This window comes from Caldimonas caldifontis (genome assembly GCF_002930615.1).
Taxonomy (GTDB): Bacteria; Pseudomonadota; Gammaproteobacteria; order Burkholderiales; family Burkholderiaceae_C; genus Caldimonas; species Caldimonas caldifontis.
Map to the genome: position 1 here is coordinate 180,274 of NZ_PSNX01000004.1, position 26,282 is coordinate 206,555.

General features: G+C 66.4%; 22 protein-coding genes and 1 tRNA gene. 14 read left to right on the forward strand and 9 right to left on the reverse strand.

Annotation, left to right across the window (positions count from 1 at the left end; translation table 11 throughout):
* Positions 1-23: 23 nt before the first annotated feature.
* The 3 genes from rsxB to C1704_RS06135 form a co-directional block, all read right to left on the reverse strand.
* Entirely contained in the window at positions 24-677 is a 654-nt protein-coding gene (gene rsxB / locus C1704_RS06125) for an electron transport complex subunit RsxB (RefSeq protein WP_104301855.1), read from the reverse strand.
* Positions 674-1,987 (reverse strand): polyhydroxyalkanoate depolymerase, encoded by a 1,314-nt coding sequence (locus tag C1704_RS06130; RefSeq protein ID WP_104301856.1) that lies wholly within the window; start codon positions 1,985-1,987, stop codon positions 674-676. Before C1704_RS06130 ends, rsxB begins: the two co-directional genes overlap by 4 nt.
* A gap of 249 nt (positions 1,988-2,236) precedes the next feature.
* Entirely contained in the window at positions 2,237-3,436 is a 1,200-nt protein-coding gene (locus tag C1704_RS06135) for an amino acid aminotransferase (RefSeq protein WP_104301857.1), read from the reverse strand.
* A gap of 100 nt (positions 3,437-3,536) precedes the next feature.
* Between C1704_RS06135 and uvrB the strand changes: the two genes are divergently transcribed.
* The 11 genes from uvrB to C1704_RS06190 all read left to right on the forward strand — a co-directional run bounded on the left by uvrB (position 3,537) and on the right by C1704_RS06190 (position 13,056).
* Positions 3,537-5,651, forward strand: a complete 2,115-nt coding sequence (uvrB, locus tag C1704_RS06140) for an excinuclease ABC subunit UvrB (protein ID WP_104301858.1) — start codon at positions 3,537-3,539, stop codon at positions 5,649-5,651.
* Positions 5,652-5,846: 195 nt separating this feature from the next.
* A complete protein-coding gene (gene iscR, locus C1704_RS06145; protein WP_104301859.1) occupies positions 5,847-6,380 on the forward strand; it encodes a Fe-S cluster assembly transcriptional regulator IscR in 534 nt (177 codons plus the stop codon).
* A gap of 51 nt (positions 6,381-6,431) precedes the next feature.
* A complete protein-coding gene (locus C1704_RS06150) occupies positions 6,432-7,652 on the forward strand; it encodes an IscS subfamily cysteine desulfurase (protein ID WP_104301860.1) in 1,221 nt (406 codons plus the stop codon).
* 40 nt (positions 7,653-7,692) lie between these two features.
* Positions 7,693-8,103, forward strand: coding sequence for a Fe-S cluster assembly scaffold IscU (gene iscU, locus C1704_RS06155; protein WP_104301861.1), 411 nt, complete (start codon positions 7,693-7,695; stop codon positions 8,101-8,103).
* A gap of 4 nt (positions 8,104-8,107) precedes the next feature.
* Positions 8,108-8,431, forward strand: a complete 324-nt coding sequence (iscA, locus tag C1704_RS06160; RefSeq protein WP_104301862.1) for an iron-sulfur cluster assembly protein IscA — start codon at positions 8,108-8,110, stop codon at positions 8,429-8,431.
* Between the two features lie 78 nt (positions 8,432-8,509).
* Complete coding sequence (gene hscB / locus C1704_RS06165; RefSeq protein ID WP_104301863.1) at positions 8,510-9,028, forward strand: Fe-S protein assembly co-chaperone HscB; 519 nt, start codon at positions 8,510-8,512, stop codon at positions 9,026-9,028.
* Between the two features lie 5 nt (positions 9,029-9,033).
* On the forward strand, positions 9,034-10,890 hold the full coding sequence (gene hscA / locus C1704_RS06170; RefSeq protein ID WP_104301864.1) for a Fe-S protein assembly chaperone HscA: 1,857 nt from the start codon (positions 9,034-9,036) through the stop codon (positions 10,888-10,890).
* Between the two features lie 20 nt (positions 10,891-10,910).
* A complete protein-coding gene (fdx, locus tag C1704_RS06175) occupies positions 10,911-11,249 on the forward strand; it encodes an ISC system 2Fe-2S type ferredoxin (RefSeq protein WP_104301865.1) in 339 nt (112 codons plus the stop codon).
* 25 nt (positions 11,250-11,274) lie between these two features.
* Positions 11,275-11,982: a DNA polymerase III subunit epsilon gene (dnaQ, locus tag C1704_RS06180; RefSeq protein WP_104301866.1), complete on the forward strand. Its 708-nt coding sequence runs from the start codon at positions 11,275-11,277 to the stop codon at positions 11,980-11,982.
* 49 nt (positions 11,983-12,031) lie between these two features.
* Positions 12,032-12,106 (forward strand) — tRNA-Val (locus C1704_RS06185).
* 116 nt (positions 12,107-12,222) lie between these two features.
* The gene (locus C1704_RS06190; protein ID WP_104301867.1) at positions 12,223-13,056 is read left to right on the forward strand and encodes an N-formylglutamate amidohydrolase; all 834 of its coding nucleotides are present in this window, start codon (positions 12,223-12,225) and stop codon (positions 13,054-13,056) included.
* Positions 13,057-13,073: 17 nt separating this feature from the next.
* Here C1704_RS06190 and C1704_RS06195 read toward each other — a convergent pair whose 3' ends face one another.
* Positions 13,074-14,111 (reverse strand): quinone-dependent dihydroorotate dehydrogenase, encoded by a 1,038-nt coding sequence (locus C1704_RS06195; protein ID WP_104301868.1) that lies wholly within the window; start codon positions 14,109-14,111, stop codon positions 13,074-13,076.
* Between the two features lie 66 nt (positions 14,112-14,177).
* On the opposite strand from C1704_RS06195, the gene rpiA reads away from it, so the two are divergent.
* A complete protein-coding gene (gene rpiA / locus C1704_RS06200; protein WP_104301869.1) occupies positions 14,178-14,837 on the forward strand; it encodes a ribose-5-phosphate isomerase RpiA in 660 nt (219 codons plus the stop codon).
* A gap of 9 nt (positions 14,838-14,846) precedes the next feature.
* Here rpiA and C1704_RS06205 read toward each other — a convergent pair whose 3' ends face one another.
* The 5 genes from C1704_RS06205 to C1704_RS06225 all read right to left on the reverse strand — a co-directional run bounded on the left by C1704_RS06205 (position 14,847) and on the right by C1704_RS06225 (position 21,623).
* Entirely contained in the window at positions 14,847-15,482 is a 636-nt protein-coding gene (locus C1704_RS06205; protein WP_104301870.1) for a glutaredoxin family protein, read from the reverse strand.
* Positions 15,483-15,516: 34 nt separating this feature from the next.
* Complete coding sequence (locus C1704_RS06210) at positions 15,517-17,508, reverse strand: M3 family metallopeptidase (RefSeq protein ID WP_104301871.1); 1,992 nt, start codon at positions 17,506-17,508, stop codon at positions 15,517-15,519.
* Positions 17,509-17,523: 15 nt separating this feature from the next.
* On the reverse strand, positions 17,524-18,378 hold the full coding sequence (folD, locus tag C1704_RS06215; protein ID WP_104301872.1) for a bifunctional methylenetetrahydrofolate dehydrogenase/methenyltetrahydrofolate cyclohydrolase FolD: 855 nt from the start codon (positions 18,376-18,378) through the stop codon (positions 17,524-17,526).
* A 75-nt stretch (positions 18,379-18,453) separates the two neighbouring features.
* On the reverse strand, positions 18,454-19,077 hold the full coding sequence (locus tag C1704_RS06220; protein ID WP_104301873.1) for a response regulator transcription factor: 624 nt from the start codon (positions 19,075-19,077) through the stop codon (positions 18,454-18,456).
* Positions 19,078-19,085: 8 nt separating this feature from the next.
* Positions 19,086-21,623, reverse strand: coding sequence for a PAS domain S-box protein (locus C1704_RS06225; RefSeq protein WP_104301874.1), 2,538 nt, complete (start codon positions 21,621-21,623; stop codon positions 19,086-19,088).
* A 219-nt stretch (positions 21,624-21,842) separates the two neighbouring features.
* On the opposite strand from C1704_RS06225, the gene aceE reads away from it, so the two are divergent.
* Together aceE and aceF are read left to right on the forward strand one after the other, a co-directional pair.
* Positions 21,843-24,560, forward strand: coding sequence for a pyruvate dehydrogenase (acetyl-transferring), homodimeric type (gene aceE, locus C1704_RS06230; protein WP_104301875.1), 2,718 nt, complete (start codon positions 21,843-21,845; stop codon positions 24,558-24,560).
* Positions 24,561-24,583: 23 nt separating this feature from the next.
* On the forward strand, positions 24,584-26,272 hold the full coding sequence (gene aceF / locus C1704_RS06235; RefSeq protein WP_104301876.1) for a dihydrolipoyllysine-residue acetyltransferase: 1,689 nt from the start codon (positions 24,584-24,586) through the stop codon (positions 26,270-26,272).
* Positions 26,273-26,282: the final 10 nt, after the last annotated feature.

A 26,282-nucleotide genomic window follows, 5' to 3' on the forward strand; every position in this document is an offset into this window, starting at 1 on the left:
CGCGATTGTGCCTCGGCAGGGCTTCAGCCGCTGCGCCGTTGTCGGGCCTTGGCCAGGGCCGCCTCGATCACCGAGCGCTTGCGCTCGATCTGCGCCGGGTCGGTCAGCCGGGTCTCGGTTTCCAGGTGCTCGAGCTTGTGCTGGGCCTTCGCCTCCAGCCGGGCCTGGTGCTCGCGGGCATCCCGGGCCAGCCGTTCCTGGTGCCAGTCGTAGCGGTGGCGGGCCTCGCGGGCCTGGGGTTCGCTCCAGGCGGCCCAGCCGGTGGCCGTGGTCACCGGCGTGAGGGAGATGCAATCCACCGGGCAGACCGGCACGCACAGCTCACACCCCGTGCATTGGGCGTCGATCACCGTGTGCATCTGCTTGTGCGTGCCGATGATGCAGTCCACGGGGCACGCCTTGATGCACAGCGTGCAGCCGATGCACCAGGCTTCGTCGATGACGGCCAGCAGGCGTGGGCCCTCCACACCGTGCGCGGCTGACAGGGGCTGGGCGGGGCGGCCGGTGAGGGCGGCCAGGCGGGCGATGCCTTCGGCGCCTCCTGGCGGGCACTGGTTGATGTCGGCCTGTCCCGCAGCGATGGCCTGGGCGTAGCGGGCGCAGTCGGGGTAGCCGCAGCGCGTGCACTGCGTCTGCGGCAACAGGGCGTCGATGTCTTCGGCGCGGACCGGGTTCACGTCACCGAGGTGGTCTTGCGGCGCGTGACCGGGGCTTTGCGGGCTGACGCCGCAGAGGCTTCCAGAGGGTGCAGCTCGTGCTGCTGGATGAAGTCGCGCACCACCGGATACACCAGCTTGCGCCAGCGCTTGCCCGAGAAGATGCCGTAGTGGCCGGCGCCGGGCACGGTGAAGTGGGGCTGCTCCTCCTTGGGCAGGCCGGTGCACAGCTCGTGCGCCACCTGGGTCTGGCCGGCGCCGGAGATGTCGTCAAGCTCGCCCTCCACCGTCAGCAGGGCCGTGGTGCGGATGTCCTGTGGGCGCACAAGTTCGCCGCGCACGCGCCAGGTGCCGTTGACCAGCGCGAAGTCCTGGAACACGGTCTTGATCGTGTCCAGGTAGTACTCGGCCGGCATGTCCAGCACCGCGTTGTATTCATCGTAGAAGGCTCGGTGAGCCTCGGCGCTTTCGTCATCGCCGCGGATCAGGTCCATGAAGTAGTCGTAATGCGAGCTCAGATGGCGGTCCGGGTTCATCGCCACGAAGCCGGTGTGCTGCAGGAAGCCGGGGTAGACACGGCGACCGGCGCCGGGGTAGTTCGGCGGCACACGGTAGATCACGTTGTGCTCGAACCACTCGTAGCTCTTGTTCATCGCCAGGTTGTTCACCGCGGTGGGCGAGCGCCGGGCGTCGATGGGGCCGCCCATCATCGTCATCGAGCGCGGTGTGCGTTCGCCGCGGCTGGCCATCAGCGAGATGGCGGCGAACACCGGCACGGTGGGTTGGCACACCGAGATGACATGCACGTCCGGCCCGATGAAGCGGATGAACTCCTCGATGTACTCGACGTAGTCGTCCAGGTGGAAGGGGCCGGCCTCCACCGGCACCATGCGCGCGTCGATCCAGTCGGTGATGTACACCTTGTGGTCCTGCAGCAGCGTGCGCACCGTGTCACGCAGCAGTGTGGCGTGATGGCCCGACAGCGGCGCCACCACCAGCACCACCGGCTGCTTCTTCATTTTCTCCAGCAGCGCACCTTCATCGGTGAAGCGCTTGAAGCGCACCAGGCGACAGAAGGGCTTGGTCAGCGGCACCTGCTCCTGCACCGCCACGTCCACACCATCGACCTTGACGGTGTGGATGGCGAACTCGGGCTTCTCGTACTCCTTGGACAGCCGGTGCATCAGGTCCAGGCCGGCCGACATGCGGTCGGCCAGGGGCACGTGGGTGAACGGCGACAGCGGATGGCTGTAGAGCTTGGCAGCGGCGCTGGCGAACTCGGAAAAGGGACTGAGCAGAGCCCGTTGGGTCTCGTAGATCTGGTACAGCATGCGGCCCTCTTCGATCAGGATGTTGGCGGGTGGCCTGGATGGCGCAACGTGGGTTGTTGCGCTGCATCATTCTAGGCATACCGGACCGATCGTGCCTGCTCCGATCCTTGGGGCAAACGCGCACAAACGCGGTGAAATCGCACCAATTCAGCGCATCGGGCCTTGGGTGTCACCAAGGTGACACCCAAGCGGACAAAGGCCCCGGGGATCAGCCGGGGCCTATGCACCCCCAAGCGGGGGCTGGGGAGGTCAGATCACCTTGGCGATTGCGCCGGCCACGTAGTCGATGTTCTTGCTGTTGAGCGCAGCCACGCAGATGCGGCCGGAATCGACACCATAGACGCCGAACTCGCTGCGCAGGCGCTGCATCTGCGCCTGGCTCAGGCCCGAGTAGCTGAACATGCCGCGCTGCTGGGTGATGAAGCCCATGTCCTGCGTGACGCCGGCAGCCTTCAGGCGCTCGACCAGGGCTGTGCGCATTTCCTTGATGCGCTTGCGCATGCCGGCCAGTTCCTCTTCCCAGAGCTGGCGCAGGGCGGGTGTGGTCAGCACCGTGGCCACCACCTGGGCACCATGGGTGGGCGGGTTCGAGTAGTTCGTGCGGATCACACGCTTGAGCTGGCTGAGCACGCGGTCGGCTTCTTGACGGCTCTCGCACACCACACTGAGCGCCCCCACGCGCTCGCCGTACAGCGAGAAGCTCTTGGAGAACGAGGTCGAGACGAAGAAGTCGAGCCCGGCCGCCATGAACTGGCCGATCACTGCGCCGTCTTCGGCGATGCCGTCGCCAAAGCCCTGGTAGGCCATGTCCAGGAAGGGCACCAGGCCAGCCGACTTCACGGCAGCGATCACCTCGGTCCACTGGGCGGGGGTGAGGTCGTAGCCGGTGGGGTTGTGGCAGCAGGCATGCAGCACGACGATGGTGCCCGCCGGGGCGGCCTTCAGCGCGGCCAGCATGCCGTCAAAGTTGACACCGCGGCGTGCCGCGTCGTAATAGGGATAGGTGCCCACCTCGAAGCCGGCGTTCTCGAAGAGCGCGCGGTGGTTCTCCCAGCTCGGGTCGCTGATCAGTACCCGGGCCTTGGGGTTGAGCTTCTTCAGGAAATCGGCGCCGATCTTCAGCCCGCCCGTGCCGCCCAGGCCCTGCACGGTGGCGATGCGCCCGGCCTTCACGGCCTCGCTGTCGGCGCCGAAGACCAGCCCCTGCACGGCCTTGTCATAGGCGGCAATGCCGTCGATGGGCAGGTAGCCGCGCGCCTTGGGGGCTTCCAGCATCTGCTTTTCCGCGGCGGCCACGCACTGCAGCAGGGGCAGCTTGCCGCTGTCGTCGTAGTAGACGCCCACGCCCAGGTTGACCTTGGCCGGATTCGGGTCGGCGTTGAATTGCTCGTTCAGCCCCAGGATGGGGTCGCGGGGCGCCATCTCGACGGCGGCAAAGAGGGAAGACATGCTCTGTCCTTGTCAGTAGAGGGAAATTCCGATCTGGGCTACGCTCGCAAACTTGCCCTGCCACCCAGCAGCAGGGGAAAACCCGCATTCTAGGTTGCCCATGAACGACGTGAGCCTTGCCCACAACGCCGAAGTCGCCACCGCCGTGGACAGCCCGGACGAGTCGCGTTTCGTCTGCTTTCCCGACTCGCCCTTCCAGCTCTATCAGCCTTATCCGCCGGCGGGTGACCAGCCCGCGGCCATCGAGGCCCTGGTCGAAGGGGTGCGCGACGGCCTGAGCTTTCAGACCCTGCTGGGCGTGACCGGCTCGGGCAAGACCTTCACCATGGCCAATGTGATCGCCCGCCTGGGGCGGCCGGCCATCGTGTTCGCACCCAACAAGACGCTGGCGGCCCAGCTCTACAGCGAGTTCCGTGAATTCTTCCCGCGCAATGCGGTGGAGTACTTCGTCAGCTACTACGACTACTACCAGCCCGAGGCCTACGTCCCGCAGCGCGATCTCTTCATCGAGAAGGACAGCTCGATCAATGAACACATCGAGCAGATGCGCCTGTCGGCCACCAAGAGCCTGCTCGAGCGTCGGGACGTGGTCATCGTGGCCACCGTCTCAGCCATCTACGGCATCGGCAATCCCAGCGACTACCACCAGATGGTGATGACGCTGCGCGTGCACGACAAGATGGGCCAGCGCGACGTGATCGCCCAGCTCATCCGCATGCAGTACCAGCGCAACGAGACCGACTTCTCGCGCGGTACCTTCCGCGTGCGTGGCGACACCATCGACGTCTTCCCGGCCGAACACTCCGAACTGGCCATCCGCATCGAGCTCTTCGACGACGAGGTCGAGTCGCTGCAGCTCTTCGACCCGCTCACCGGCCGCATCCGCCAGAAGATCCCGCGCTTCACGGTCTACCCGAGCAGCCACTATGTGACGCCGCGCGAGCGCGTGCTGGCGGCCATCGAGACCATCAAGGAAGAACTGCGCCAGCGGCTCGATGAGCTGGTCAAGGCTGGCAAGCTGGTGGAGGCTCAGCGCCTGGAGCAGCGCACCCGCTTCGACCTGGAGATGCTCCAGGAGGTGGGCCACTGCAAAGGCATCGAGAACTACACCCGGCACCTCTCTGGCGCCCGCCCCGGCGACCCGCCGCCCACGCTGGTGGACTACCTGCCGCCCGATTCGCTCATGTTCCTGGACGAGAGCCACGTGCTCATCGGCCAGCTGGGCGGCATGTACAACGGCGACCGCGCCCGCAAGACCACGCTCGTCGAGTACGGCTTCCGGCTGCCCTCGGCGCTGGACAACCGGCCGCTGAAGTTCGAGGAGTTCGAGACCAAGATGCGACAGGTCGTGTTCGTGTCGGCCACCCCGGCCGACTACGAACAGCGCACTTCGGGCCAGGTGGTCGAGCAGGTGGTGCGCCCCACCGGGCTGATCGACCCGGAGGTGGAGGTGCGACCGGCCACCCACCAGGTGGACGACGTGCTGGGCGAGATCCGTCTGCGGGTGCAAGCCGGTCAGCGCGTGCTGATCACCACGCTCACCAAGCGCATGGCCGAGCAGCTCACCGACTACCTGGCCGACAACGGCGTCAAGGTGCGCTATCTGCATTCCGACGTCGATACCGTCGAGCGTGTCGAGATCATCCGCGACCTGCGCCTGGGCGCCTTCGACGTGCTGGTGGGCATCAACCTGCTGCGCGAGGGCCTGGACATCCCCGAGGTGTCGCTGGTGGCCATCCTCGATGCCGACAAGGAGGGCTTCCTGCGCTCGGAGCGCTCGCTCATCCAGACCATCGGCCGGGCGGCGCGCAACCTCGACGGCAAGGCCATCCTCTATGCCGACCAGATCACCGACTCGATGAAGCGCGCCATCGACGAGACGCAGCGGCGCCGCGCCAAGCAGCTGGCCCATAATGAAGCCCACGGCATCACCCCGCGTGGTGTGGTCAAGCAGGTCAAGGAGCTGATCGACGGGGTCTACTCCGAGAAATCCGGCAAGGACGACCTCAAGGCCGCCCAGGCTGCGGCCGAAGTCGAGACCCTGTCTGAAAAGGACCTGGGCAAGCGCATCAAGCAGCTGGAAAAGCAGATGCTCGAGCACGCGCGCAATCTCGAATTCGAGAAGGCCGCCCGCGTGCGCGACCAGCTGGCACTGCTCAAGGAACAGGCCTTCGGCGCCGCCGGCGGCGACCACATCGTGCCGCTGCGGTCGTGACCGCAAGAGGGGGCGGATCGGTGGGCGCTGGCCTCATCGACCCTAGGGAACTTCCGGACCCAAACTTGACCAAAAAACTAGGCTTCAGGCATAATCGAGTAAATCACTCGGATTCATCCGAGGGTTAACCCGGGCCACAAGCCGTTTTGGGTTCAACCGATCACCCCCAGGGGTGGACAGTACAAGGAGTTCGACATGCGTCTTACCACCAAAGGCCGCTTTGCCGTCACCGCCATGATTGACCTCGCCCTGCGCGAGCATCAAGGGCCGGTGGCCCTGGCCGCCATCAGCCAGCGTCAGCAGATCTCCTTGTCGTACCTGGAGCAACTGTTCGGCAAGCTGCGTCGCCATGAACTGGTCGAAAGCACCCGCGGCCCCGGCGGCGGCTATTCGCTGGGCCGCAAGGCCGAGGACATCACCGTGGCCGACATCATCGTGGCCGTGGACGAACCCATCGACGCCACCGGCTGCGGTGGCAAGGAAAACTGCATGGGTGACGACCAGGGCCGCTGCATGACGCACGACCTGTGGGCGAGCCTGAACGCCAAGATGATCGAGTACCTCGACTCCATCACCCTGCGCAAGCTGGTGGAAGACCAGCTCGCCCGCGGCGTGTCGATCGAGGAGCAGCCGGTCAAGCGCGCCATTTCCAGCCAGCCGGTCGTCAAGCCGATCAAGGTGAACGCGCCGAATTCGGTGTTTGCCCTGGGCAACGCCTTCTCGAAGTAAGCCTTTTCCTGCCGACAGGGGCCGCAGAGCCCCGGGTTTCGAGCACACACGATGGACATGACCCCGCATTTCCCGATCTACATGGACTATGGCGCCACGACGCCGGTGGACCCTCGCGTGGTGGACGCGATGATCCCCTGGCTGCGTGAGCATTTCGGCAACCCGGCCTCGCGCAGCCACGCCTGGGGCTGGGAGGCCGAAGAAGCCGTCGAGAAGGCCCGGGCCCAGGTGGCCGAGCTCATCGGCGCCGACCCGCGCGAGATCGTCTGGACCTCCGGGGCCACCGAATCCAACAACCTGGCGATCAAGGGCGCCGCCCAGTTCTACAAGGGCAAGGGCAAGCACCTGGTCACGGTGAAGACCGAGCACAAGGCCGTGCTCGACACCATGCGCGAACTCGAGCGCCAGGGCTTCGAGGTGACCTATCTCGATGTGCAGGAAGACGGCCTGCTCGATCTCGACCGCTTCAAGGATGCGCTGCGCCCGGACACCATCCTGGCCTCGGTGATGTTCGTGAACAATGAGATCGGCGTGATCCAGGACATCGCGGCCATTGGGGCGATCTGCCGCGAGCGCGGCATCATCTTTCACGTCGATGCCGCCCAGGCCACGGGCAAGGTGGCAATCGATCTGGCCCGTCTGCCGGTGGACCTGATGAGCCTGGCCTCGCACAAGACCTACGGCCCCAAGGGCATCGGGGCCCTGTACGTGCGCCGCAAGCCGCGTGTGCGCCTGGAAGCCCAGATGCACGGCGGCGGCCATGAGCGCGGCATGCGCTCGGGCACGCTGCCCACGCACCAGATCGTCGGCATGGGCGAGGCTTTCCGCATCGCCCGCGAAGAGATGGGGACCGAACTCGAACGCATCCGCATGCTCCAGCAGCGCCTGCTCAAGGGGATCCAGGACATCGAGCAGGTCTTCATCAACGGCCACCTCGAAAAGCGCGTGCCGCACAACGTGAACGCCTCGTTCAACTTCGTCGAGGGCGAGTCGCTGATCATGGGAATCAAGGGCATCGCCGTGTCTTCGGGCTCGGCCTGCACCTCGGCCAGCCTGGAGCCCAGCTATGTGCTGCGCGCCCTGGGCCGCAGCGATGAACTGGCCCATTCGAGCCTGCGCATGACCATCGGCCGTTTCACGACCGAGGAAGAGATCGATTACGCGGTGGCCACGCTGAAGGACCGGGTGGCCAAGCTTCGTGAACTGTCCCCGCTGTGGGAGATGTACCAGGACGGCGTGGATCTCAGCACGATCCAGTGGACCGCCCATTGATCGAGCGCATTGAGCGAACAAGAGCAGTAGGAGAGCGACCATGGCATACAGCGACAAAGTCATCGACCATTACGAGAATCCGCGCAACGTGGGTTCCTTCGAGAAGGGCGACTCCAATGTGGGCACCGGCATGGTGGGCGCTCCCGCCTGTGGCGATGTGATGAAGCTGCAAATCAAGGTGAACCCCGCCACCGGCGTGATCGAGGATGCCCGCTTCAAGACCTATGGCTGTGGTTCGGCCATCGCATCGAGCTCACTCGTGACCGAATGGGTCAAGGGCAAGACGCTCGACGAGGCGATGAACCTGAAGAACACGCAGATCGCCGAGGAACTGGCGCTGCCGCCGGTCAAGATTCATTGCTCCATCCTGGCCGAGGATGCGATCAAGGCGGCGGTGAGCGACTACAAGGCCAAGGCCGGCGCTTCGACCACCGCCCAGCAGACTCACTGACGCCATGGCCGTGACCCTGACCGAGGCGGCAGCCCGCCACGTGACCCGCTACCTGAGCCGTCGCGGCAAGGGGGTGGGGGTGCGCCTGGGCGTGAAGACCACCGGCTGCTCGGGCCTGGCCTACAAGCTCGAGTACGCCGACGAGGTGGCACCCGAGGATCATGTCTTCGAAGGCCACGGCGTCAAGATCCTGATCGACCCGAAGAGCCTGCCCTACCTGGAAGGTACCGAGCTCGATTTCGTGCGTGAGGGGCTGAACGAGGGCTTCAAGTTCAACAACCCGAACGAGAAGGACCGGTGCGGCTGCGGGGAATCCTTCCGCATCTGAGCCCGCTTCTGAAGTCGATCCTCGGGCCGCGTCCCGCCAATGGCGGCGCGGCCCTTGTCTTGTTTCCGTGGATGGTGCATGAATCTCCAGGCCAATGATTTCGATCTGTTCGAGCTGCCGCAGCGGCATGCACTCGACCGTGCAGAACTGGACGCGCGCTGGAAATCGCTGCAGGCCCGCGTGCATCCCGACCGCTTTGCGGCCGAAGGCCCGGCGGCCCAGCGGGTGGCCATGCAGTGGGCGGTGCGTGTCAACGAGGCCTACCACCGCCTCAAGGATCCGCTGCGCCGGGGCGCCTACCTGTGCGAGCTGCGCGGAGCACCGATCGACGCCCACCACAACACGGCGATGCCGGCCGACTTCCTGATGCAGCAGATGGCCTGGCGCGAGGCGCTGGACGACGCGCACGACGAGGCCGCTTTGCAGGCGCTGTCCGACGAGGTGCAGGCCGAGCGTGAACAGCGGCTCGCTGCGCTGCAGGCCCTGCTGGACGATCGGGGCGATGCTACTGCCGCCGCCGGCCAGGTGAGAGCCCTCATGTTCATCGAGCGCTTTGCCGACGAGGTGGAGCGGCGTTTCGACACCCTGGGACAATAGGGCGCATGGCACTCCTGCAGATTTCCGAACCCGGCCAATCGCCCGACCCGCACCAGCGGCGTCTGGCGGTGGGCATTGATCTGGGTACCACTCACTCCCTCGTGGCTGCCGTGCGCCATGGTTCGCCCGAATGCCTGCCCGACGGACAAGGCCGCGTCATCCTGCCCTCGGCCGTGCGCTACCTGGGCGAGGGGCGTCGCGCCATCGGCCACGAGGCCCTGGCGACCCAGGCCGAAGACCCCGAGAACACCATCGTCTCGGTCAAGCGCTTCATGGGCCGGCGTCTGTCCGACATCCAAGGGCGCGAGAAGCTGCCCTACCACTTCATCGACCAGCCCGGCATGGTGGCCATTGCCACGCGCGATGGCGAGAAGTCGCCGGTGGAGGTCTCGGCCGAGATCCTCGCCACCCTGCGCTACCGCGCCGAAGACAGCTTCAACGACGACGTCTTCGGCGCGGTGATCACCGTGCCGGCCTACTTCGACGATGCGCAGCGCCAGGCCACCAAGGACGCGGCGCGGCTGGCGGGTCTGAACGTGCTGCGCCTGATCAACGAACCCACGGCCGCGGCCATCGCCTATGGCCTGGAGCATGGCTCCGAGGGTCTGTACGCCGTCTATGACCTCGGTGGTGGTACCTTCGACATCTCGCTGCTGCGCCTGTCGCAGGGAGTGTTCGAGGTGGTGGCGACCGCTGGCGACACGGCCCTGGGCGGTGACGACATCGACCACGCCCTGGCCGACTGGGCGCTGGCGCAGGCCGGTCTGGCGGCCCGCTCGGCGCAGGACAAGCGTTCGGTGCTGGTGGCGGCACGCCGGGCCAAGGAAGCCTTGTCGGCGGACGATCGCACGGTGATGCAATGCCCGGTGGGTGACCGGGATCTGGCCGTGCCAGTGTCCCGGGCGCAGCTTGACGCCCTGGCACAGCCCTTTGTCGATCGCACCCTGGCCACGGTGCGCAAGGTGCTGCGCGATGCCAGGGCCCCCATCGAGGAGGTGCAAGGGGTGGTGATGGTGGGGGGCTCCACCCGCATGCCCCTGGTGCGCGAGGCTGTGGGCCGTTATTTCGGCCGAGAGCCGCTGGTGGACCTCAATCCCGACGAGGTCGTGGCTTTGGGAGCGGCCATCCAGGCACATGCCCTGGCCGGCAATGCGGGTGCCGACGAACTGCTGCTGCTCGATGTGATTCCGCTGTCGCTGGGGCTGGAGACCATGGGCGGGCTGGTGGAGCGCATCATCCCGCGCAACAGCACCATTCCCACGGCGCGGGCCCAGGACTTCACCACTTTCAAGGATGGCCAGACCGCGATGGCCATCCATGTGGTGCAAGGCGAGCGCGAGCAGGTGGAACACTGCCGGTCGCTGGCGCGCTTCGAACTGCGAGGCATCCCGCCCATGGCGGCGGGGGCTGCGCGCATCCGCGTGAGCTTCGCGGTGGATGCCGATGGCCTGCTGCAGGTGTCGGCCCGGGAAGAGACCTCGGGTGTGGAAGCGACAGTGAGCGTCAAGCCCAGCTACGGCCTCAGCGACGACCAGATCGCCCGCATGCTGCAGGAAGGTTTTGCCACGGCCGAGGCCGACATGAAAGACCGCGCCTTGCGTGAGGCCCGCGTCGAGGCCGAGCGCATGCTGCTGGCCACACAGTCGGCGCTGGACAAGGACGGTGACCTGCTGTCGCCAGCCGAACTTCAGGACATCGAGGCCCAGATGCAGCACCTGCGCGAAGCCGCTGCCGGCGACGATCATCACGCCATCGAGGCCGCCACCAAGGCGCTGGCAGAGGGCACCGAAGCCTTTGCCGCCGAGCGCATGAACCGCAGCATTCGAGAGGCCCTGTCCGGCCGCAAGCTCGAAGAGCTCTGACAAAGACCCACGAGACCTCCATGCCAGTCATCAAGATCCTGCCGCACAGCGAGTACTGCCCCGAGGGTGCCGAGATCGAGGCACCTGCCGGCACCTCGATCTGTGAAGCCCTGCTCGACCACGACATCGAGATCGAGCATGCCTGCGAGATGAGCTGCGCCTGCACCACCTGCCACGTGATCGTGCGCCAGGGCTATGAATCGCTCAACGAGCCCGACGAGAGCGAGGAAGACATGCTCGACCGCGCCTGGGGCCTGGAGCCTCAGTCGCGCCTGTCCTGTCAGGCCATCCTGGCGCAAAAGGATGTGACGATCGAGATCCCGAAGTACTCGATCAACCACGCCAAGGAAAATCACTGAGCGCGGCCCGGCCGATAATCCCGGCATGACTCGCCAGATCTTCTTCGACACCGAAACCACCGGGCTGAACCCCGAGGCGGGCGACCGCATCATCGAGATCGGCTGCGTGGAGTTCGTGAACCGACGCCCGACGGGGAACAACAAGCACTTCTACATCAACCCCGAGCGCGCCAATCACGAGGACGCCGTGAAGATCCATGGCCTGACCGACGAGTTCCTGGCCGACAAGCCGGTGTTTGCTGCCATCGCGGACGAGTTGATGACCTACCTCGAGGGTGCCGAGGTGCTGATCCACAACGCCAGCTTCGATCTCGGCTTCATGGATGCGGAGCTGCGCCGCCTGGGGCGTCCGCGCTTTTCCGAACACCGTCTGACGGTGACGGATACCTTGCTGATGGCCCGCGAGATGTTCCCGGGCAAGTCCAACTCCCTCGACGCGCTGTGCCGCAGGTTGGAGGTGGACAACTCCAACCGCAGCCTGCACGGCGCCCTGCTCGATGCGGGTCTGCTGGCCGAGGTCTACATCCAGATGACCCGCGGCCAGGAGTCGCTGGTGATCGAGGCCGAGGAGGGTGGCACCGCTGAAGTCCAGGTGTCTCGCATCGACCTGCGCCAGTTCACGCTGCCGGTGCTGGCGCCGACCGAGGCCGAAGCCGTGGCGCACGAGAAGCTGCTGGAAGACCTCGACAAATCTTCCAAGGGCAAGACACTCTGGCGAAAACTTATGGCATAATTTTGGTTTTTCGGGAGAACTGCACCGCAGGCTTCCGGAACCGGTTCCCGGGTGGTTAGCTCAGCGGTAGAGCACTGCCTTCACACGGCAGGGGTCACAGGTTCAATCCCTGTACCACCCACCAACTGAATCAAGGGCCTAGCAGCGATGCTAGGCCCTTCTTTCTTTCTGGGACGCGAGGAGCCAACCGCGTAGTTGCCACAGGGTGATCGGCGCCGCCCCCCGCGCCACAATAGGGCCATGCGTTACGTCACCAGCCGACCCGGCACCACCCCGGTGGTGCTTGATTCCCCGCACAGCGGCACCTGGTACCCTGACGACTTCGGCCATGCCTGCGACCTGGCCGTGCTGCGTCGCGCCGAGGACACCCACGTCGAAAAGCTCTACGACTTTGCGCCCGGGCTGGGCGTGGGCTGGGTGGAGGCCCATTTCCCGCGCAGCTATCTCGACGTCAACCGCAACCTCACGGAGCTGGACGAGACGCTGCTCGACGCGCCCTGGCCCGACCCGTTGGAGGCGGGTGCCAAGGTTCGCCTGGGCAAAGGGCTGGTGTGGCGGCTCACCGACGACGGGGTGCCGCTGTATGCCCGCCAGCTGACGGTGGAAGAGGTTCAGCGTCGCATCGAGTGCTGCTGGCGCCCCTACCACGAGGCCCTGGCGCAGCAGGTGCAGGCTGCGCACCAGCGCCACGGCTATTGCATCCATATCAACTGCCACTCCATGCCTGGGGTGGCGGCGTCCCATGCGACCGAATTCCCCGGCATGGAGCATCCGGACTTCGTGATCGGTGACCGCGACGGCACGACGGCCCACCCGGCCCTCACGCGCTGGATGGCGGACTACCTGCAGGCCCAGGGGCACAGCGTCCACATCAACCATCCCTACAAGGGTGTGGAGATCGTGCGACGCCATGGTCTGCCGTCCCAGCACCGGCACTCCATCCAGCTGGAGGTGAATCGCCGGCTCTACATGGACGAGGTGACGCTCGAGCCTCACGAAGGCTTCGGCCCGCTCAAGCTGCTGTTGCTGGACTTCGTGCGCGAACTGCTGTCGCTCGACCCGCGCCGCCTCTAGAGGCGTTCGAGAGGGAGTCAGCGCGACTTGAGTGCTAACGCCGCCTCACGCACCAGCCCCGGGCCGCGGTAGATGAGACCGGTGTAGATCTGCACGAGGTCGGCGCCGGCGGCGAGCTTCGCACGCGCATCCTCCCCGCTCATCACGCCGCCCACGCCGATGATGGGGTAGCCCGGGCCCAGGGCGGCACGCAGGGCGGCGATGACGCGGTTGCTGGCCTCGAACACCGGCCGTCCGCTCAGGCCGCCTGCTTCCTGACCGTGCGGCAGGTGGGCCACGGCCTCGCGGGCGATGGTGGTGTTGGTGGCGATCACGCCGTCGATACCGTGGCGCTGCAAGGTCGCAGCGATCACGTCGATCTGGGACTCGTCCAGGTCGGGGGCGATCTTCACGAACATCGGCACCGAGCGGCCCTGGGCGTGCACCAGCGCCTGGCGGCGCGCCTGCAGGGCACCCAGGAGGTCGTCCAGGGCCTGGTCCGACTGCAGCGCACGCAGGTTCTGGGTGTTGGGCGAGGAGATGTTCACCGTCACATAGTCGGCATGCGGGAAGACGCCGTCCAGGCCGATGAGGTAGTCGTCCACGGCACGCTCGATGGGCGTGCTGGCGTTCTTGCCGATGTTCAGGCCCAGGATGCCGCCGCTGCTGCGAAAGCGGGCCTGACGGACGTTGGCGATGAAGGTGTCCAGCCCGTCGTTGTTGAAGCCCAGCCGGTTGATCAGCGCATCGGCCTGCGGCAGGCGGAACATGCGCGGCTTCGGGTTGCCCGGCTGAGGCTTGGGCGTGACGGTGCCCACTTCGATGAAGCCAAAGCCCATGGCCGCCAGGCCATCGATGCAGCGGCCGTTCTTGTCCAGCCCCGCGGCCAGACCCACGCGGTTGGGAAAGCGCAGCCCCGCCACGGTGACCGGGTCGTCCACGCGCGATTCGCCGTAGACGCAGGACAGCGGCGTGCGCTGCGTGCGCGCCAGCGCGGCCAGGGTCAGCTCATGGGCGTGCTCGGGGTCCAGGCCGAAGAGAAAAGGGCGGGCGAGGGCGTAGGGCAAGAGGGACATGGGCGGTCGGTCCGGGATAATCGCGGGATTGTCTCAAACACGCGGGCACCGCTGCCCATCGATTCCATGACGCAAGACGAACTCAAGGCCCTCGTGGGGCGAGCGGCCATCGACCACGTGGTGCCCGGCAGCATCGTGGGGGTGGGCACGGGCTCGACGGTGAACTGCTTCATCGACGAGCTGGCGAAGATCAAGGACCGCATCGCCGGGGCGGTGTCGAGTTCGGTCAAGAGCACCGAGCGTCTCGTGGCGCACGGCATTCCCGTCTTCGACGCGAACGAGGTCGAATCGGTGCCGGTCTACATCGATGGCGCGGACGAGATCGACCATCGCGGCCACATGATCAAGGGCGGCGGCGCCGCGCTCACGCGCGAGAAGATCGTGGCCGATCTGGCGCAGCGTTTTGTGTGCATTGCCGATGCCTCCAAGCTGGTGGACACGCTGGGGGCTTTTCCGCTGCCGGTGGAGGTGATCCCGATGGCGCGGGCCCAGGTGATGCGCCGCCTCGCCGCACTGGGGGGCACCCCCCGTTTGCGCGAAGGGGTGATCACCGACAACGGCAATCTGATCGTAGACGTGAGCGGCCTGCGCATCACCGAGCCGCTGGCGATGGAGGCCGACATCAACCAATGGCCGGGGGTGGTCACGGTGGGCATCTTTGCACGGCACCGTGCCAGCCTGTGTCTGCTGGGCACTCCCGAAGGCGTGCGCCAGCTCAATTTCTGAGGGGGCGCGTCAGAACCGGAAGCCGGGGGGCGCGTTGCCCGCGGGCGGCGGCGGCACCGAGGGACTGGTGGCTTGCGCGGCGGGAGCCGCCGCATCCGGTGCCGGCTGGGCTGGGGTCGTGGTGGCCACCAGCGGCGTGGCCGCCGGGAAGCTGTAGGTTGCCGGCAGCTGAGACTGCTTGGGGTAGCCCGCGGCGTCGAGGTAACCGTTCCATTCGCTGGGGGAGTAGCCGCGCAGGGTCTGGCGGCCCACGGTGAGGACGGGGACTTCACTGCCGCCGGCCAGCCGGGTCAGCGCCTCGGTGTCGGCGTTGGACGCTATGGTGCGTTCCGTGTGTGGGATGCCCCGCTGGCGCAGCAGGTTGCGTCCCGCGTCGCAGGGTTGGCATCCGGATGAGGTGTACAGCACCACCGGGAAGCGCGAGGCCACCTGGCGCAACTCGAAGGGCAGGGCGGTCTGGTCCCCGCCCGACGGACCCGAACCTCGGTTCCCCACTGGACGCACGTCATTGGATTGCACCGGCGGCCGGTCGGTGTAGGTGACCTTGCCGTCAGGGCCGACCACCTTGTATTGAGCGAAGGGTGCCGTGGTGGCCAGCAGGCCCAGCATGCATCCCCCAACCAGCCGTTGAACGGGTCGCTTCATGCGTCCTCCTTGTTCATCAACAAAAGATGCTAGCTCAGGCCATGCCCTGGTGGCGTAACAAAGCGTCGATGCGTGGTTCGCGGCCTCGGAAGGCCGTGAAACTTTCCTCGGCCGGACGGCTGCCGCCGGCTTCCAGGATCTCCTGCCGGTAGCGCCGGCCGGTTTCCACGTCGAGCACGCCGGCCTCCTCGAAGGCGCTGTAGGCGTCGGCACTGAGCACCTCGGCCCACTTGTAGCTGTAGTAGCCGGCAGCGTAGCCGCCCGCAAAGATGTGCGAGAAGCTGTGCTGCATGCGGTTGAAGGCCGGCGGAGGGAAGACGGCCACCTCGGCGCGGACCTCGTCGATGACCTTCTGGATGTTCGCCTCGCTGCCAGGCTCGGCATGCAGGCGCATGTCGAACAGCGAGAACTCGATCTGTCGCAGCGTCTGCAGGCCGCTCTGGAAGTTCTTGGCCGCCACCATCTTGTCATACAGGGCGCGCGGCAGCGCCTCGCCGGTGTCCACATGGGCGGTCATGTGCTTGAGCACGTCCCACTCCCAGCAGAAGTTCTCCATGAACTGGCTGGGCAGCTCCACCGCGTCCCATTCCACGCCGGAGATGCCCGCCACGCCGATGTCGTCCACCTGGGTGAGCATGTGGTGCAGGCCGTGGCCGAACTCGTGGAAGAGGGTGAGCACGCTGTCGTGGGTGAGCAAGGCAGGCTTGCCGCCCACCCCTTCGGCGAAGTTGCACACCAGGTGGGCCACCGGCGTCTGCAGTCGGCCATCCGGACGGGCCCATCGGCCACGCACGTCGTCCATCCAGGCGCCGGAGCGCTTGCCCTGGCGGGCATAGGGGTCGAGGTAGAACTGCCCCACGAGTTGCCCACCGCGCTCGATGCGGAAGAAGCGCACGCTGGGGTGCCACACCGGGGCGGTGTCGGGCCGGATGGCCACTTCGAACAGGGTCTCGACGATCTTGAAGAGGCCCTCGAGCACCTTGGGTTCGGTGAAGTACTGCTTCACCTCCTGGTCGCTGAAGGCGTAGCGCTTTTCCTTGAGCTTTTCCGACACGAAGGCCAGGTCCCAGGCCGCCAGTTCGCCCATGCCCAGCTCGGCGCGGGCGAACTCGCGCAGCTCGGCCAGGTCTTTTTCGGCATAGGGCCGTGCGCGGCGGGCCAGGTCGCGCAGAAACTCGGTCACCTGCCGCGGCGACTCGGCCATCTTGGGCACCAGCGACACCTCGGCGAAATTGCGGTAGCCCAGCAGCCGCGCCTCTTCCTGGCGCAGGGCCAGCAGTTCGGTCATCAGGGCGGAGTTGTCATGTTCCGCATCGCCCAGGTCGGAGGCGCGGGTCACGTAGGCGGTGTAGAGCCGCTCGCGCAGGGCCCGGTTCTCGCCGTACTGCATGACCGGGAAGTAGCTCGGGAACTGCAGCGTCAGCTTGTGGCCGTCCTTGCCTTCGGCCTGGGCGGCCTGGCGCGCGGCCAGCCGGGCGTCTGCCGGCACGCCCGCCATTTCTTCCTCACTGGCGTAATAGGCGTAGCCGTCGGTGGCGTCGAGCACATGCTCGGAGAACTTCTGCGACAACTCGGCCTGGCGCTCCTGGATCTGGGCAAAGCGGGCCTTGGCCTCGCCCTGCAGTTCGGCGCCCGACAGCACGAAGTCGCGCATCGCGTTCGACAGGGCCTTGCGACGCGAAGCTCGCAGCTGCTGCGCGGCCGGGCTCGCGGCCACCGCCTTGTACTTGGCGTACAGGCGCTCGTCGGCTCCCAGCCGGGTGTAGAAGTAGGCGGCCCGCAAGGCCGGGCTGTCCGCCACGGCATTGAGATGCCCCACGGCCCCCCACGCCCGGCCCAGACGCTCGGTGGCCACGTCGAGCACGGCCGACAGGGCGTCATAGTCGGCCGGCACGGCCTCGCTGACGGCGCGCTCGAGGGCCTCGTTGGCCGCAGCCAGCAGGTCGGTCACTGCCGGCGTCACGTGCTCGGGCCGGATGGCGTCGAAGCGGGGCAGGTCGGAGAAGTCGAGCAGGGGGTTGTTCATCGCACAGCCTTCGTCTCAAGCCTGGGCCGCGCGCTCCGCAGCCTCCAGGGTGTTCACCAGCAGCATTGTGATGGTCATCGGGCCGACCCCACCGGGCACGGGGGTGATCGCCGAAGCCACCTTCGACACCCCGTCGAAGTCCACGTCGCCGCACAGCTTGCCTTCGTCGTTGCGGTTCATGCCCACGTCGATGACCACGGCGCCGGGCTTGACCATGTCGGCGGTGAGCACGTTGCGCTTGCCCACGGCCGCCACGACGATGTCGGCCTGCCGGGTGTGGTGGGCCAGGTCGGGGGTCGCACTGTGGCAGATGGTGACGGTGGCGCTGGCTTGCAAGAGGAGCATCGCCATGGGCTTGCCCACGATGTTGGAGCGGCCGATCACCACCGCGTGCTTGCCTTTGGGGTTGCAGCCGATGGATTCGAGCATCTTCATGCAGCCGTAAGGCGTACAGGGCTTGAAGCCGGGCTGGCCCACCATCAGGGCCCCTGCGCTGGCCACGTGGAAGCCGTCGACGTCCTTGAGCGGCGAGATGGTCTCGATGACCTTGTGGGCGTCGATGTGGGCCGGCAAGGGCAGTTGCACCAGGATGCCGTGGATGGCCGGGTCGTTGTTGAGGGCTTGCACGCGCGCCAGCAGGTCGGCCTCGGACAGCGTGGCCGGGTACTGCTCGAGCACCGAGTGCAAGCCGTTGTCCTGGCAGGCCTTGACCTTGTTGCGCACGTACACCTGGGAGGCGGGGTTGTCGCCCACCAGGATCACCGCGAGGCCGGGGGTGACCCCTCGCGCGCCCAGGGCGGCGGCCCGGCGGGCCACGTCGGCGCGGATCTGTTTCGAGAGGGCGTTGCCGTCGATCAATTGGGCGGTCATGAGGGGATCCCTTGCAAAGTGGTGCCAGAAACGAAAAAGGCCGCTGTGCAAGCGGCCTTGGACAGTGCGGAGGTGTCAGGTCTTGGCCTGCGCACCGAGGGCGATCTTGAGCAGGTCGGCCACGGTGTTGGCGTTGAGCTTTTCCATGATGTTGGCGCGGTGGGCCTCCACCGTCTTGATGCTGATGCCCAGGTCGTCGGCGATCTGCTTGTTCAGGCGGCCGGCGACGATGCGATCGAGCACCTGGGCCTCGCGGGTGGTCAGGCGCGAGAGCAGGGCGTCGCGGCTGGCGGCTTCCTGCTGTTGCGCGAAGAGAGAGCGGGCCTGCTCGAGCATGCGCTCCACCAGCGAGACGAGTTCCTCTTCCTTGAAGGGCTTCTCGATGAAGTCCATCGCGCCCTTCTTCATGGTGTTCACGGCCATGGGCACGTCGCCGTGCCCGGTGATGAAGACGATGGGCAGCGGGGAACGGCGCTCCAGCAGGCGGTCCTGCAGTTCCAGCCCGCTCATGCCATCCATGCGGATGTCGGCGATCAGGCAGGCGACCTCGCGCGGGTCGAAGCGGGAGAGGAAGGATTCAGCGGAGTCGAAGCACTTGACCCGGTAGTCCTTGCCCTCAAGCAACCATTGCAGCGAGTCGCGCACGGCCTCGTCGTCATCGACAACATAGACGGTGCCTTTCTTGGGGATCAGGCTCATGGAGGCAATCAGCTAGGGTTGGAAATCTCTACCGGCAGGGTGAAGCTGAACCGGCAGCCGACAACGCTTGGCCCATTGTATAAGTTCTCGGCGCGGATCCGGCCATGGTGAGACTCGATGATGGAGCGGCACAGCGACAGGCCGATGCCCAGGCCGTCGGACTTGGTGGAGAAGAAGGCCTCGTACATGCGCCCGAGCACCTCCTCCTTCAGCCCGGGGCCGGAATCGGTGACGCTGAACTCGATCACCCCGCCTTCGTCGGGTGTGTGGCGGGGCACGACGCGCAGCTCGATGTTGCGCCGTGCGGGGGGGAGGTTGGCGTTGTCGATGGCTTCGGCTGCGTTCTTCAGCAGGTTGAGCAGTACCTGCTCGATCAGGATGGGGTCCACCATCAGCTGGGGCAGGCGCTGGGCCACGTAGGTGTGGATGCTCACGTTGCGTCGGCGCAGTTCGATCATGGCCAGCTCCACCGCGTCCTCGACGATTTCGCGGGCCTGCGAGGGCTGGCGCTGGGGCTCGCTGCGCTTCACGAAGGCGCGGATGCGGTGGATGATCTGGCCGGCACGCTGGGCCTGACGGGAGGTCTTCTCCAGGGCGGCCAGCAGATCTTCCTCCTTCATGCCCCCGGCCTTCACGCGGGAGATGATGCCGTTGCAGTAGTTGCTGATGGCCGTGAGCGGCTGGTTGAGTTCGTGCGCCACCGAGGAGGCCATCTCGCCCATCGTGACCAGGCGGCTGGTGATCTGGGCCTGGTCGGCCTGGCGGGCGGCTTGTTCCTCGGCACGCACCCGGGCCGTGACGTCGGTGGCGATGAGCATCTGGGCCAGGCGACCGTCGGTCCATTGGAGGTAGCGCGAACGCACGTCAAACCACCGGCCCAGGCTTTCGATGTAGACCTCGCGCGGGTCCGCACCGGTTTCCGTGAGTTCCTGGGTGGGCAGGCCGCCGAAGTGGTCCACCGATTCGTCATCCTCTTCCGGCTGTGCCGGGGAGACGTCCGAACTGCGGGCGCCAGCCAGCAGGCCGTGGCCCTTGGCGTCGGTGCCGAACCACAGACGGTAGGAGCGATTCGCGAAAAGAAGCTCCCCCTGCTGCACCGAAACGACCGACACGGCAGCATCCAGACCTTCCAGCACGGTGGTGAAGCGCTCGTGTGACGCAGAGAGCTGGTCGCGGATGCGCTTGGCCTCCGTGATGTTGGTCATCGATGTCATCCAGCCGGTCTGATGGCCTTTGGCGTCGATGAGCGGCGACACGTACATGCGTGCGTCGAACTGCGTGCCGTCCTTGCGCAGCACCTTCACCTCGATGCCACCGGCCGGGCTGCGACCTTGCAGTTCCTGCTCGAACAGGCGCCGGCTTTCCTCCATGCGGTCCGGGGGCCAATGCGGGAAGGGCGGCATGCGGCCGATCAGCTCGGCCTCGGAGAACCCGGTCATGGAGCAATAGGCCGCATTGACGTAGGTGATGCGGCCCTCCAGGTCCATGGCCCGCATCCCGGTCAGCATGGAGTTCTCCATCGCCCGTCGGAAGTTGGTTTCGGCCACCAGGGCCTGCTGCACCTGCAGGCGTCGACGCATGTGGCGCCAGGTTCCCCAGAGCATCCACACCGTCAGCGCGCTGAGCGCTGCCACCATCCAGAACAGGGTGTTGCTGATCAGGCCGACGGACGTGCGGTAGCCCACGCCGCGCAGGATCAGACCGTTGCCCACGGGTGCGACGGGAATGTCGTGATAGAGCTCGGAGCGCTGCAGTTCGCGAGACGGGGGACGCGACACGGTGCTGGCCAGCACCCGTCCCTCGGCGTCCAGCAGCATCATGCCGTGCCGGTTGGCCACTTCGGTTGGAACGAAGTAGCGCAGCAGGGCCTCGACCGAGTACTCGGCCACCACCGTTCCGGCAAAAGTGGCTCGATCGATCAGCGGCACCTGTACCTGCACCACATGCAGACCGGCTTCGGTGGTGTAAGGACGGGAATAGACGGGCAGCCGCAGCTCCCGCGCCGTCTCGAAGGTCCATTCCGGCTCGCTGCGTTTCGGCGTCGCCGGATCAGAGGCGGCCGGCGACGGGGGGTGCGTGTAGCGGCTGCCCATGAAGCTGTGGCTGGGCGACAGATGGGCAGCCATGCGCTGGCGTTCCGGGGTGAGCCAGGCCAGGCTGACGAGCTCCGGTCGTTCGCGTGCCAAGGTGGTGGCCTGCCCCACGAACTCGTCCGGGTCGATCGCGCCGGTGGCCACCTCCCGGGCCAGCCGCACCAGTTGCTCCTGGTTTTCGATCAGGCGCAGCCGCACCTGCTGTTGAGCCACCTCGGTATCGCGTTTGATCGACTCCTGCTCGCGATCGATCTCCTCGACGCGCAGGTACCAGAAGGCCGCAATGATGGCGGCCATGAAAAGCAGCACCGACACCAGCGGCCCCAGGGTGGCGAAGCGGTCCTGGCGGGCAGGGGACTGGCGGCGCCACCACGCCTTGAACAGGCGACGCCTGTGGGGGCTGGAGCCTGATTCGTGCGTGCTCAGGCGGAACTCGGAGTGCGGCGAAGACATGGACGGATTATCGAGGGGCGACGTTCCATTCATCCGGGGCAGGCCCCTTGTGGGGGGCCGTCGGCTGCGCGACAGTCGCGTTCAGGAGGGGCGCCGCAGCGCCTCAAAAAGGAACGGTCGTTCGTCGTCAATCCATATTATGAAATCAACTCGCGCAATTTGAAAAGCTGCCCAAGTTGTGCAACACTTGCGCCGTCAATCGATAAGCAGGAGACAAGCATGTCTGCGATGCCCCAAGTTCCCGCCGGTACCGCCGCCCAGGATGCCGATGCCCAGGAAACCCGCGAATGGCTCGATGCCTTGACGGCCGTGATCGAGCGCGAAGGCCCGGATCGTGCGCACTACCTGCTCGAACAACTGCTGGAGGAGGCCCGCCAGCACAGTGTGGACATGCCGTTCTCGGCCACCACGGGCTATGTCAACACCATCGAACCTTCGGAGGAAGCCCACAACCCGGGCAATCTGGAGCTGGAGGGTCGGCTGCGCGCCTACATGCGCTGGAACGCGATGGCCATGGTGGTCAAGGCCAACCGCCTGAATCCGGCCGACGGCGGCGACCTGGGCGGCCACATCAGCTCCTTCCAGTCTCTGGCCCACATGTTTGCGGTGGGCTTCAACCACTTCTGGCATGCCGACGACACCGATGCCGGCGGCAAGCATGGCGGCGATTTGCTTTACATCCAGGGCCACAGCGCACCGGGCATCTACGCCCGAGCCTTCATGGAAGGCCGCCTCACGGAAGACCAGCTGCTGAACTTCCGTCAGGAAGTCGATGGCAAGGGGATTTCCAGCTACCCGCATCCCAAGCTCATGCCGGAGTTCTGGCAGTTCCCCACGGTGTCCATGGGGTTGGGGCCGCTGATGGCCATCTACCAGGCCCGCTTCCTGAAGTACCTGCATGCGCGCGGCATTGCCGACACCTCCCAGCGCAAGGTCTGGGTGTTCTGCGGTGACGGCGAGATGGACGAGCCCGAGAGCCTGGGCGCCATCGGCATGGCGGCGCGTGAAAAGCTCGACAACCTCATCTTCGTCGTCAACTGCAACCTCCAGCGTCTGGACGGCCCGGTGCGTGGCAACGGCAAGATCATCCAGGAGCTGGAAGGCGAGTTCCGTGGCTCAGGCTGGAACGTCATCAAGCTCCTGTGGGGCCGCGAGTGGGATGCCCTGCTCGCGCGCGACAAGGATGGCGCCCTGCGCAAGATCATGATGGACACGCTCGACGGCGACTACCAGGCGATGAAGGCCAACGACGGAGCCTTCGTGCGCAAGAACTTCTTCGGCCGTGACCCGCGCACGCTGGAGCTGGTGGCCAAGATGAGCGACGACGACATCTGGGCGCTGCGCCGCGGCGGACATGACGCCCAGAAGGTCTATGCCGCCTTCCACCGCGCCTACCACCACGCAGGCCAGCCCACGGTGCTGCTGGTCAAGACGGTCAAGGGCTACGGCATGGGCAAGGCCGGCGAGGGCAAGAACACCGCCCACCAGACCAAGAAGCTCTCGGATGACGACATCCGCTATTTCCGCGACCGCTTCAACATCCCCATCCCCGACAGCGAGCTGCCCAAGATTCCGTTTTACAAGCCGGCTGACGACACGCCAGAGATGAAGTACCTGCACGATCGGCGCAAGGCCCTGGGCGGTTATCTGCCCAAGCGCCGTCCGAAGAGCAGCGAGAGCTTCACCGTGCCCTCACTGGACACCTTCAAGGCCATCCTCGAGCCCACCGCGGAAGGGCGCGAGATCAGCACCACCCAGGCCTACGTGCGCTTCCTCACGCAACTGCTGCGTGACCAGGCTCTGGGGCCGCGTGTCGTGCCCATCCTGGTGGACGAGGCGCGCACCTTCGGCATGGAGGGCCTGTTCCGACAGATCGGCATCTACAACCCCGAGGGCCAGAAGTACACCCCGGTCGACAAGGACCAGGTCATGTACTACAAGGAGGACAAGGCTGGCCAGATCCTGCAGGAGGGCATCAACGAGGCGGGTGGCATGGCCAGCTGGATCGCTGCGGCGACGTCGTACTCGACGAACAACCGCATCATGATCCCGTTCTACATCTACTACTCGATGTTCGGCTTCCAGCGCGTGGGCGACCTGGCCTGGGCGGCAGGGGACATGCAGGCGCGCGGCTTCCTGCTGGGCGGCACCTCGGGGCGGACCACGCTCAACGGCGAGGGCCTGCAGCATGAGGATGGCCACAGCCACATCCTGGCCGGCACCATCCCCAACTGCGTGAGCTACGACCCCAGCTTCGCCCACGAGGTGGCGGTGATCATGCAGCACGGCCTCAAGCGCATGGTGGAGCGGCAGGAGAACGTCTTCTACTACATCACCCTGCTCAACGAGAACTATGCTCATCCCGGCCTCAAACCCGGCACGGAAGAGCAGATCATCAAAGGCATGTATCTGCTGCAAGAGGGCGCAAAGATGCCGCCGCAGGTCAACCTGCTGGGCAGCGGCAGCATCCTGCGCGAGTCCATCGCCGCCAAGGAGTTGCTGGAACGCGACTGGGGCGTGTCGGCCAACGTCTGGAGCTGCCCGAGCTTCAACGAACTGGCGCGCGACGGCCAGGACTGCGAGCGCTGGAACCTGCTCCATCCCACCCAAGCGCCCCGGGTGCCCTTCGTGGCCCAGCAGCTCGAACCCTATGCCGGCCCGGTGGTCGCCTCGACCGACTACATGAAGAGCTACGCCGACCAGATCCGTGCCTTCCTGCCGCGCGGGCGCATCTACAAGGTGCTGGGCACCGATGGCTTTGGCCGCAGCGACTTCCGCAGCAAGCTGCGTGAGCACTTCGAGGTCAACCGGCACTACATCGTCGTGGCGGCGCTCAAGGCGCTGGCCGAAGAGGGCACGTTGCCCCTGTCGCGCGTGTCGGAGGCCCTCCAGAAGTACGGCATCCACACCGACAAGATCAACCCGCTGTACGCCTGAGCAGCAAGAACGGGGACAAGAACATGGCATTGGTCGAAGTGAAGGTGCCCGACATCGGGGACTTCAAAGACGTCGAGATCATCGAGCTGCTGGTCAAGCCCGGCGACACCATCGCGGTGGAGCAGAGCCTGGTCACCGTCGAGTCCGACAAGGCCTCGATGGAGATCCCGGCCACGCATGCCGGCGTCGTCAAAGAGCTCAGGGTCAGACTGGGCGACAAGGTGAGCGAAGGCAGCGTGCTGCTGGTGGTGGAGGCCGAGGCGGCTGCACCCGCCCCCACGCCCGTACCTGCGCCCGCACCCGCGGCGGCTGCTCCCGCGCCCACACCGACCCCAGCGCCGGCCTCCGCGCCATCGCCTGCTCCGTCGCCCGCCGCATCGGGGGGGGTGGTCGAGGTGGTGGTGCCCGACATCGGTGACTTTGCCGACGTGGCGGTGATCGAGCTCTTGGTCAAACCGGGCGACACCATTGCCCCCGAGCAGAGCCTGATCACCGTCGAGTCTGACAAGGCCTCGATGGAGATCCCGTCGTCGCACGGCGGGGTGCTCAAGGCGCTGCTGGTGTCCGTAGGCGACAAGGTGTCCAAGGGCACGCCGATTGCGCAGGTCGAGCTTGCAGCAAGTACTGCGGCCCCGGCCTCAGTGCCGGCGCCCACACCGGCGCCGGCTCCTGCCGTGGCGGCTGCGGCAGGAGCTCCCGTCCCGGCAGCGTCCAGCGCGCCCGTCGCACCACCGGCCCTGCCAGCGCACCAGCCCACGGCCTCGCAGGGCACGCTGCCGCACGCCTCGCCGAGCATCCGGCGTCTGGCGCGGGAGCTCGGGGTGCCGCTCGGCGAAGTGAGCGGCTCCGGTCCCAAGGGGCGCATCACCGAGGCCGACCTGCAGGCCTTCGTGAAGGGCGTGATGAGTGGGGCTGTGCAGACCCAGGCTCAGAAAGCCAAGGCACCGGCCCCCGCTGCGACCGCGGGGGGTGGGGCCTTCCCCGGCCTGCTGCCCTGGCCGCAGGTCGATTTCACCAAGTTCGGCCCGGTCGAGCGCAAGGACCTCTCACGCATCAAGAAGATCAGCGGTGCCAACCTGCACCGCAACTGGGTGGTGATCCCGCACGTCACCAACCACGACGATGCCGACATCACCGAGCTCGAAGCCTTCCGCGTGCAGCTCAACAAGGAAAACGAGAAGAGCGGCATCAAGGTGACGATGCTGGCCTTCCTGATCAAGGCCTCGGTAGCCGCACTGAAGAAGTTCCCCGAGTTCAATGCCAGCCTGGACGGCGAGCAACTCGTGCTCAAGCAGTACTACCACATCGGTTTTGCAGCTGACACGCCCAACGGCCTGGTGGTGCCGGTGATCAAGGACGCCGACAAGAAGGGCATCCTGCAGATCAGCAAGGAGATGAGCGAGCTGGCGGCCAAGGCGCGAGAAGGCAAACTCAGCCCGGCCGAGATGAGCGGCGGCTGCTTCTCGATCTCGTCCCTGGGCGGCATCGGGGGGCGCTATTTCACACCGATCATCAACGCACCTGAAGTGGCCATCCTGGGGGTGTGCAAGTCCAGCATCGAGCCCAAGTGGGATGGCAAGGCCTTCCAGCCGCGCCTGATGCTGCCGCTGTCGCTGAGCTGGGACCACCGTGTCATCGATGGTGCGGCCGCGGCCCGCTTCAACGCCTACCTGGGCGCCGTCCTGGCGGACTTCCGCCGCGTGATGCTGTAAGGAGCGCGGC

Bases quoted from the DNA above. Each gene is read 5' to 3' on its own strand.
- C1704_RS06195 (WP_104301868.1), bottom strand. From the start codon at position 14,111: ATGTCCCTCTTGCCCTACGCCCTCGCCCGCCCTTTTCTCTTCGGCCTG.
- C1704_RS06130 (WP_104301856.1), bottom strand. From the start codon at position 1,987: ATGCTGTACCAGATCTACGAGACCCAACGGGCTCTGCTCAGTCCCTTT.
- C1704_RS06205 (WP_104301870.1), bottom strand. From the start codon at position 15,482: ATGAAGCGACCCGTTCAACGGCTGGTTGGGGGATGCATGCTGGGCCTG.
- C1704_RS06225 (WP_104301874.1), bottom strand. From the start codon at position 21,623: ATGTCTTCGCCGCACTCCGAGTTCCGCCTGAGCACGCACGAATCAGGC.
- hscA (WP_104301864.1), top strand. From the start codon at position 9,034: ATGGCACTCCTGCAGATTTCCGAACCCGGCCAATCGCCCGACCCGCAC.
- aceE (WP_104301875.1), top strand. From the start codon at position 21,843: ATGTCTGCGATGCCCCAAGTTCCCGCCGGTACCGCCGCCCAGGATGCC.
- hscB (WP_104301863.1), top strand. From the start codon at position 8,510: ATGAATCTCCAGGCCAATGATTTCGATCTGTTCGAGCTGCCGCAGCGG.
- rpiA (WP_104301869.1), top strand. From the start codon at position 14,178: ATGACGCAAGACGAACTCAAGGCCCTCGTGGGGCGAGCGGCCATCGAC.
- folD (WP_104301872.1), bottom strand. From the start codon at position 18,378: ATGACCGCCCAATTGATCGACGGCAACGCCCTCTCGAAACAGATCCGC.
- C1704_RS06220 (WP_104301873.1), bottom strand. From the start codon at position 19,077: ATGAGCCTGATCCCCAAGAAAGGCACCGTCTATGTTGTCGATGACGAC.
- C1704_RS06135 (WP_104301857.1), bottom strand. From the start codon at position 3,436: ATGTCTTCCCTCTTTGCCGCCGTCGAGATGGCGCCCCGCGACCCCATC.
- iscR (WP_104301859.1), top strand. From the start codon at position 5,847: ATGCGTCTTACCACCAAAGGCCGCTTTGCCGTCACCGCCATGATTGAC.
- aceF (WP_104301876.1), top strand. From the start codon at position 24,584: ATGGCATTGGTCGAAGTGAAGGTGCCCGACATCGGGGACTTCAAAGAC.
- C1704_RS06150 (WP_104301860.1), top strand. From the start codon at position 6,432: ATGGACATGACCCCGCATTTCCCGATCTACATGGACTATGGCGCCACG.
- iscU (WP_104301861.1), top strand. From the start codon at position 7,693: ATGGCATACAGCGACAAAGTCATCGACCATTACGAGAATCCGCGCAAC.
- uvrB (WP_104301858.1), top strand. From the start codon at position 3,537: ATGAACGACGTGAGCCTTGCCCACAACGCCGAAGTCGCCACCGCCGTG.
- dnaQ (WP_104301866.1), top strand. From the start codon at position 11,275: ATGACTCGCCAGATCTTCTTCGACACCGAAACCACCGGGCTGAACCCC.
- iscA (WP_104301862.1), top strand. From the start codon at position 8,108: ATGGCCGTGACCCTGACCGAGGCGGCAGCCCGCCACGTGACCCGCTAC.
- fdx (WP_104301865.1), top strand. From the start codon at position 10,911: ATGCCAGTCATCAAGATCCTGCCGCACAGCGAGTACTGCCCCGAGGGT.
- C1704_RS06190 (WP_104301867.1), top strand. From the start codon at position 12,223: ATGCGTTACGTCACCAGCCGACCCGGCACCACCCCGGTGGTGCTTGAT.
- C1704_RS06210 (WP_104301871.1), bottom strand. From the start codon at position 17,508: ATGAACAACCCCCTGCTCGACTTCTCCGACCTGCCCCGCTTCGACGCC.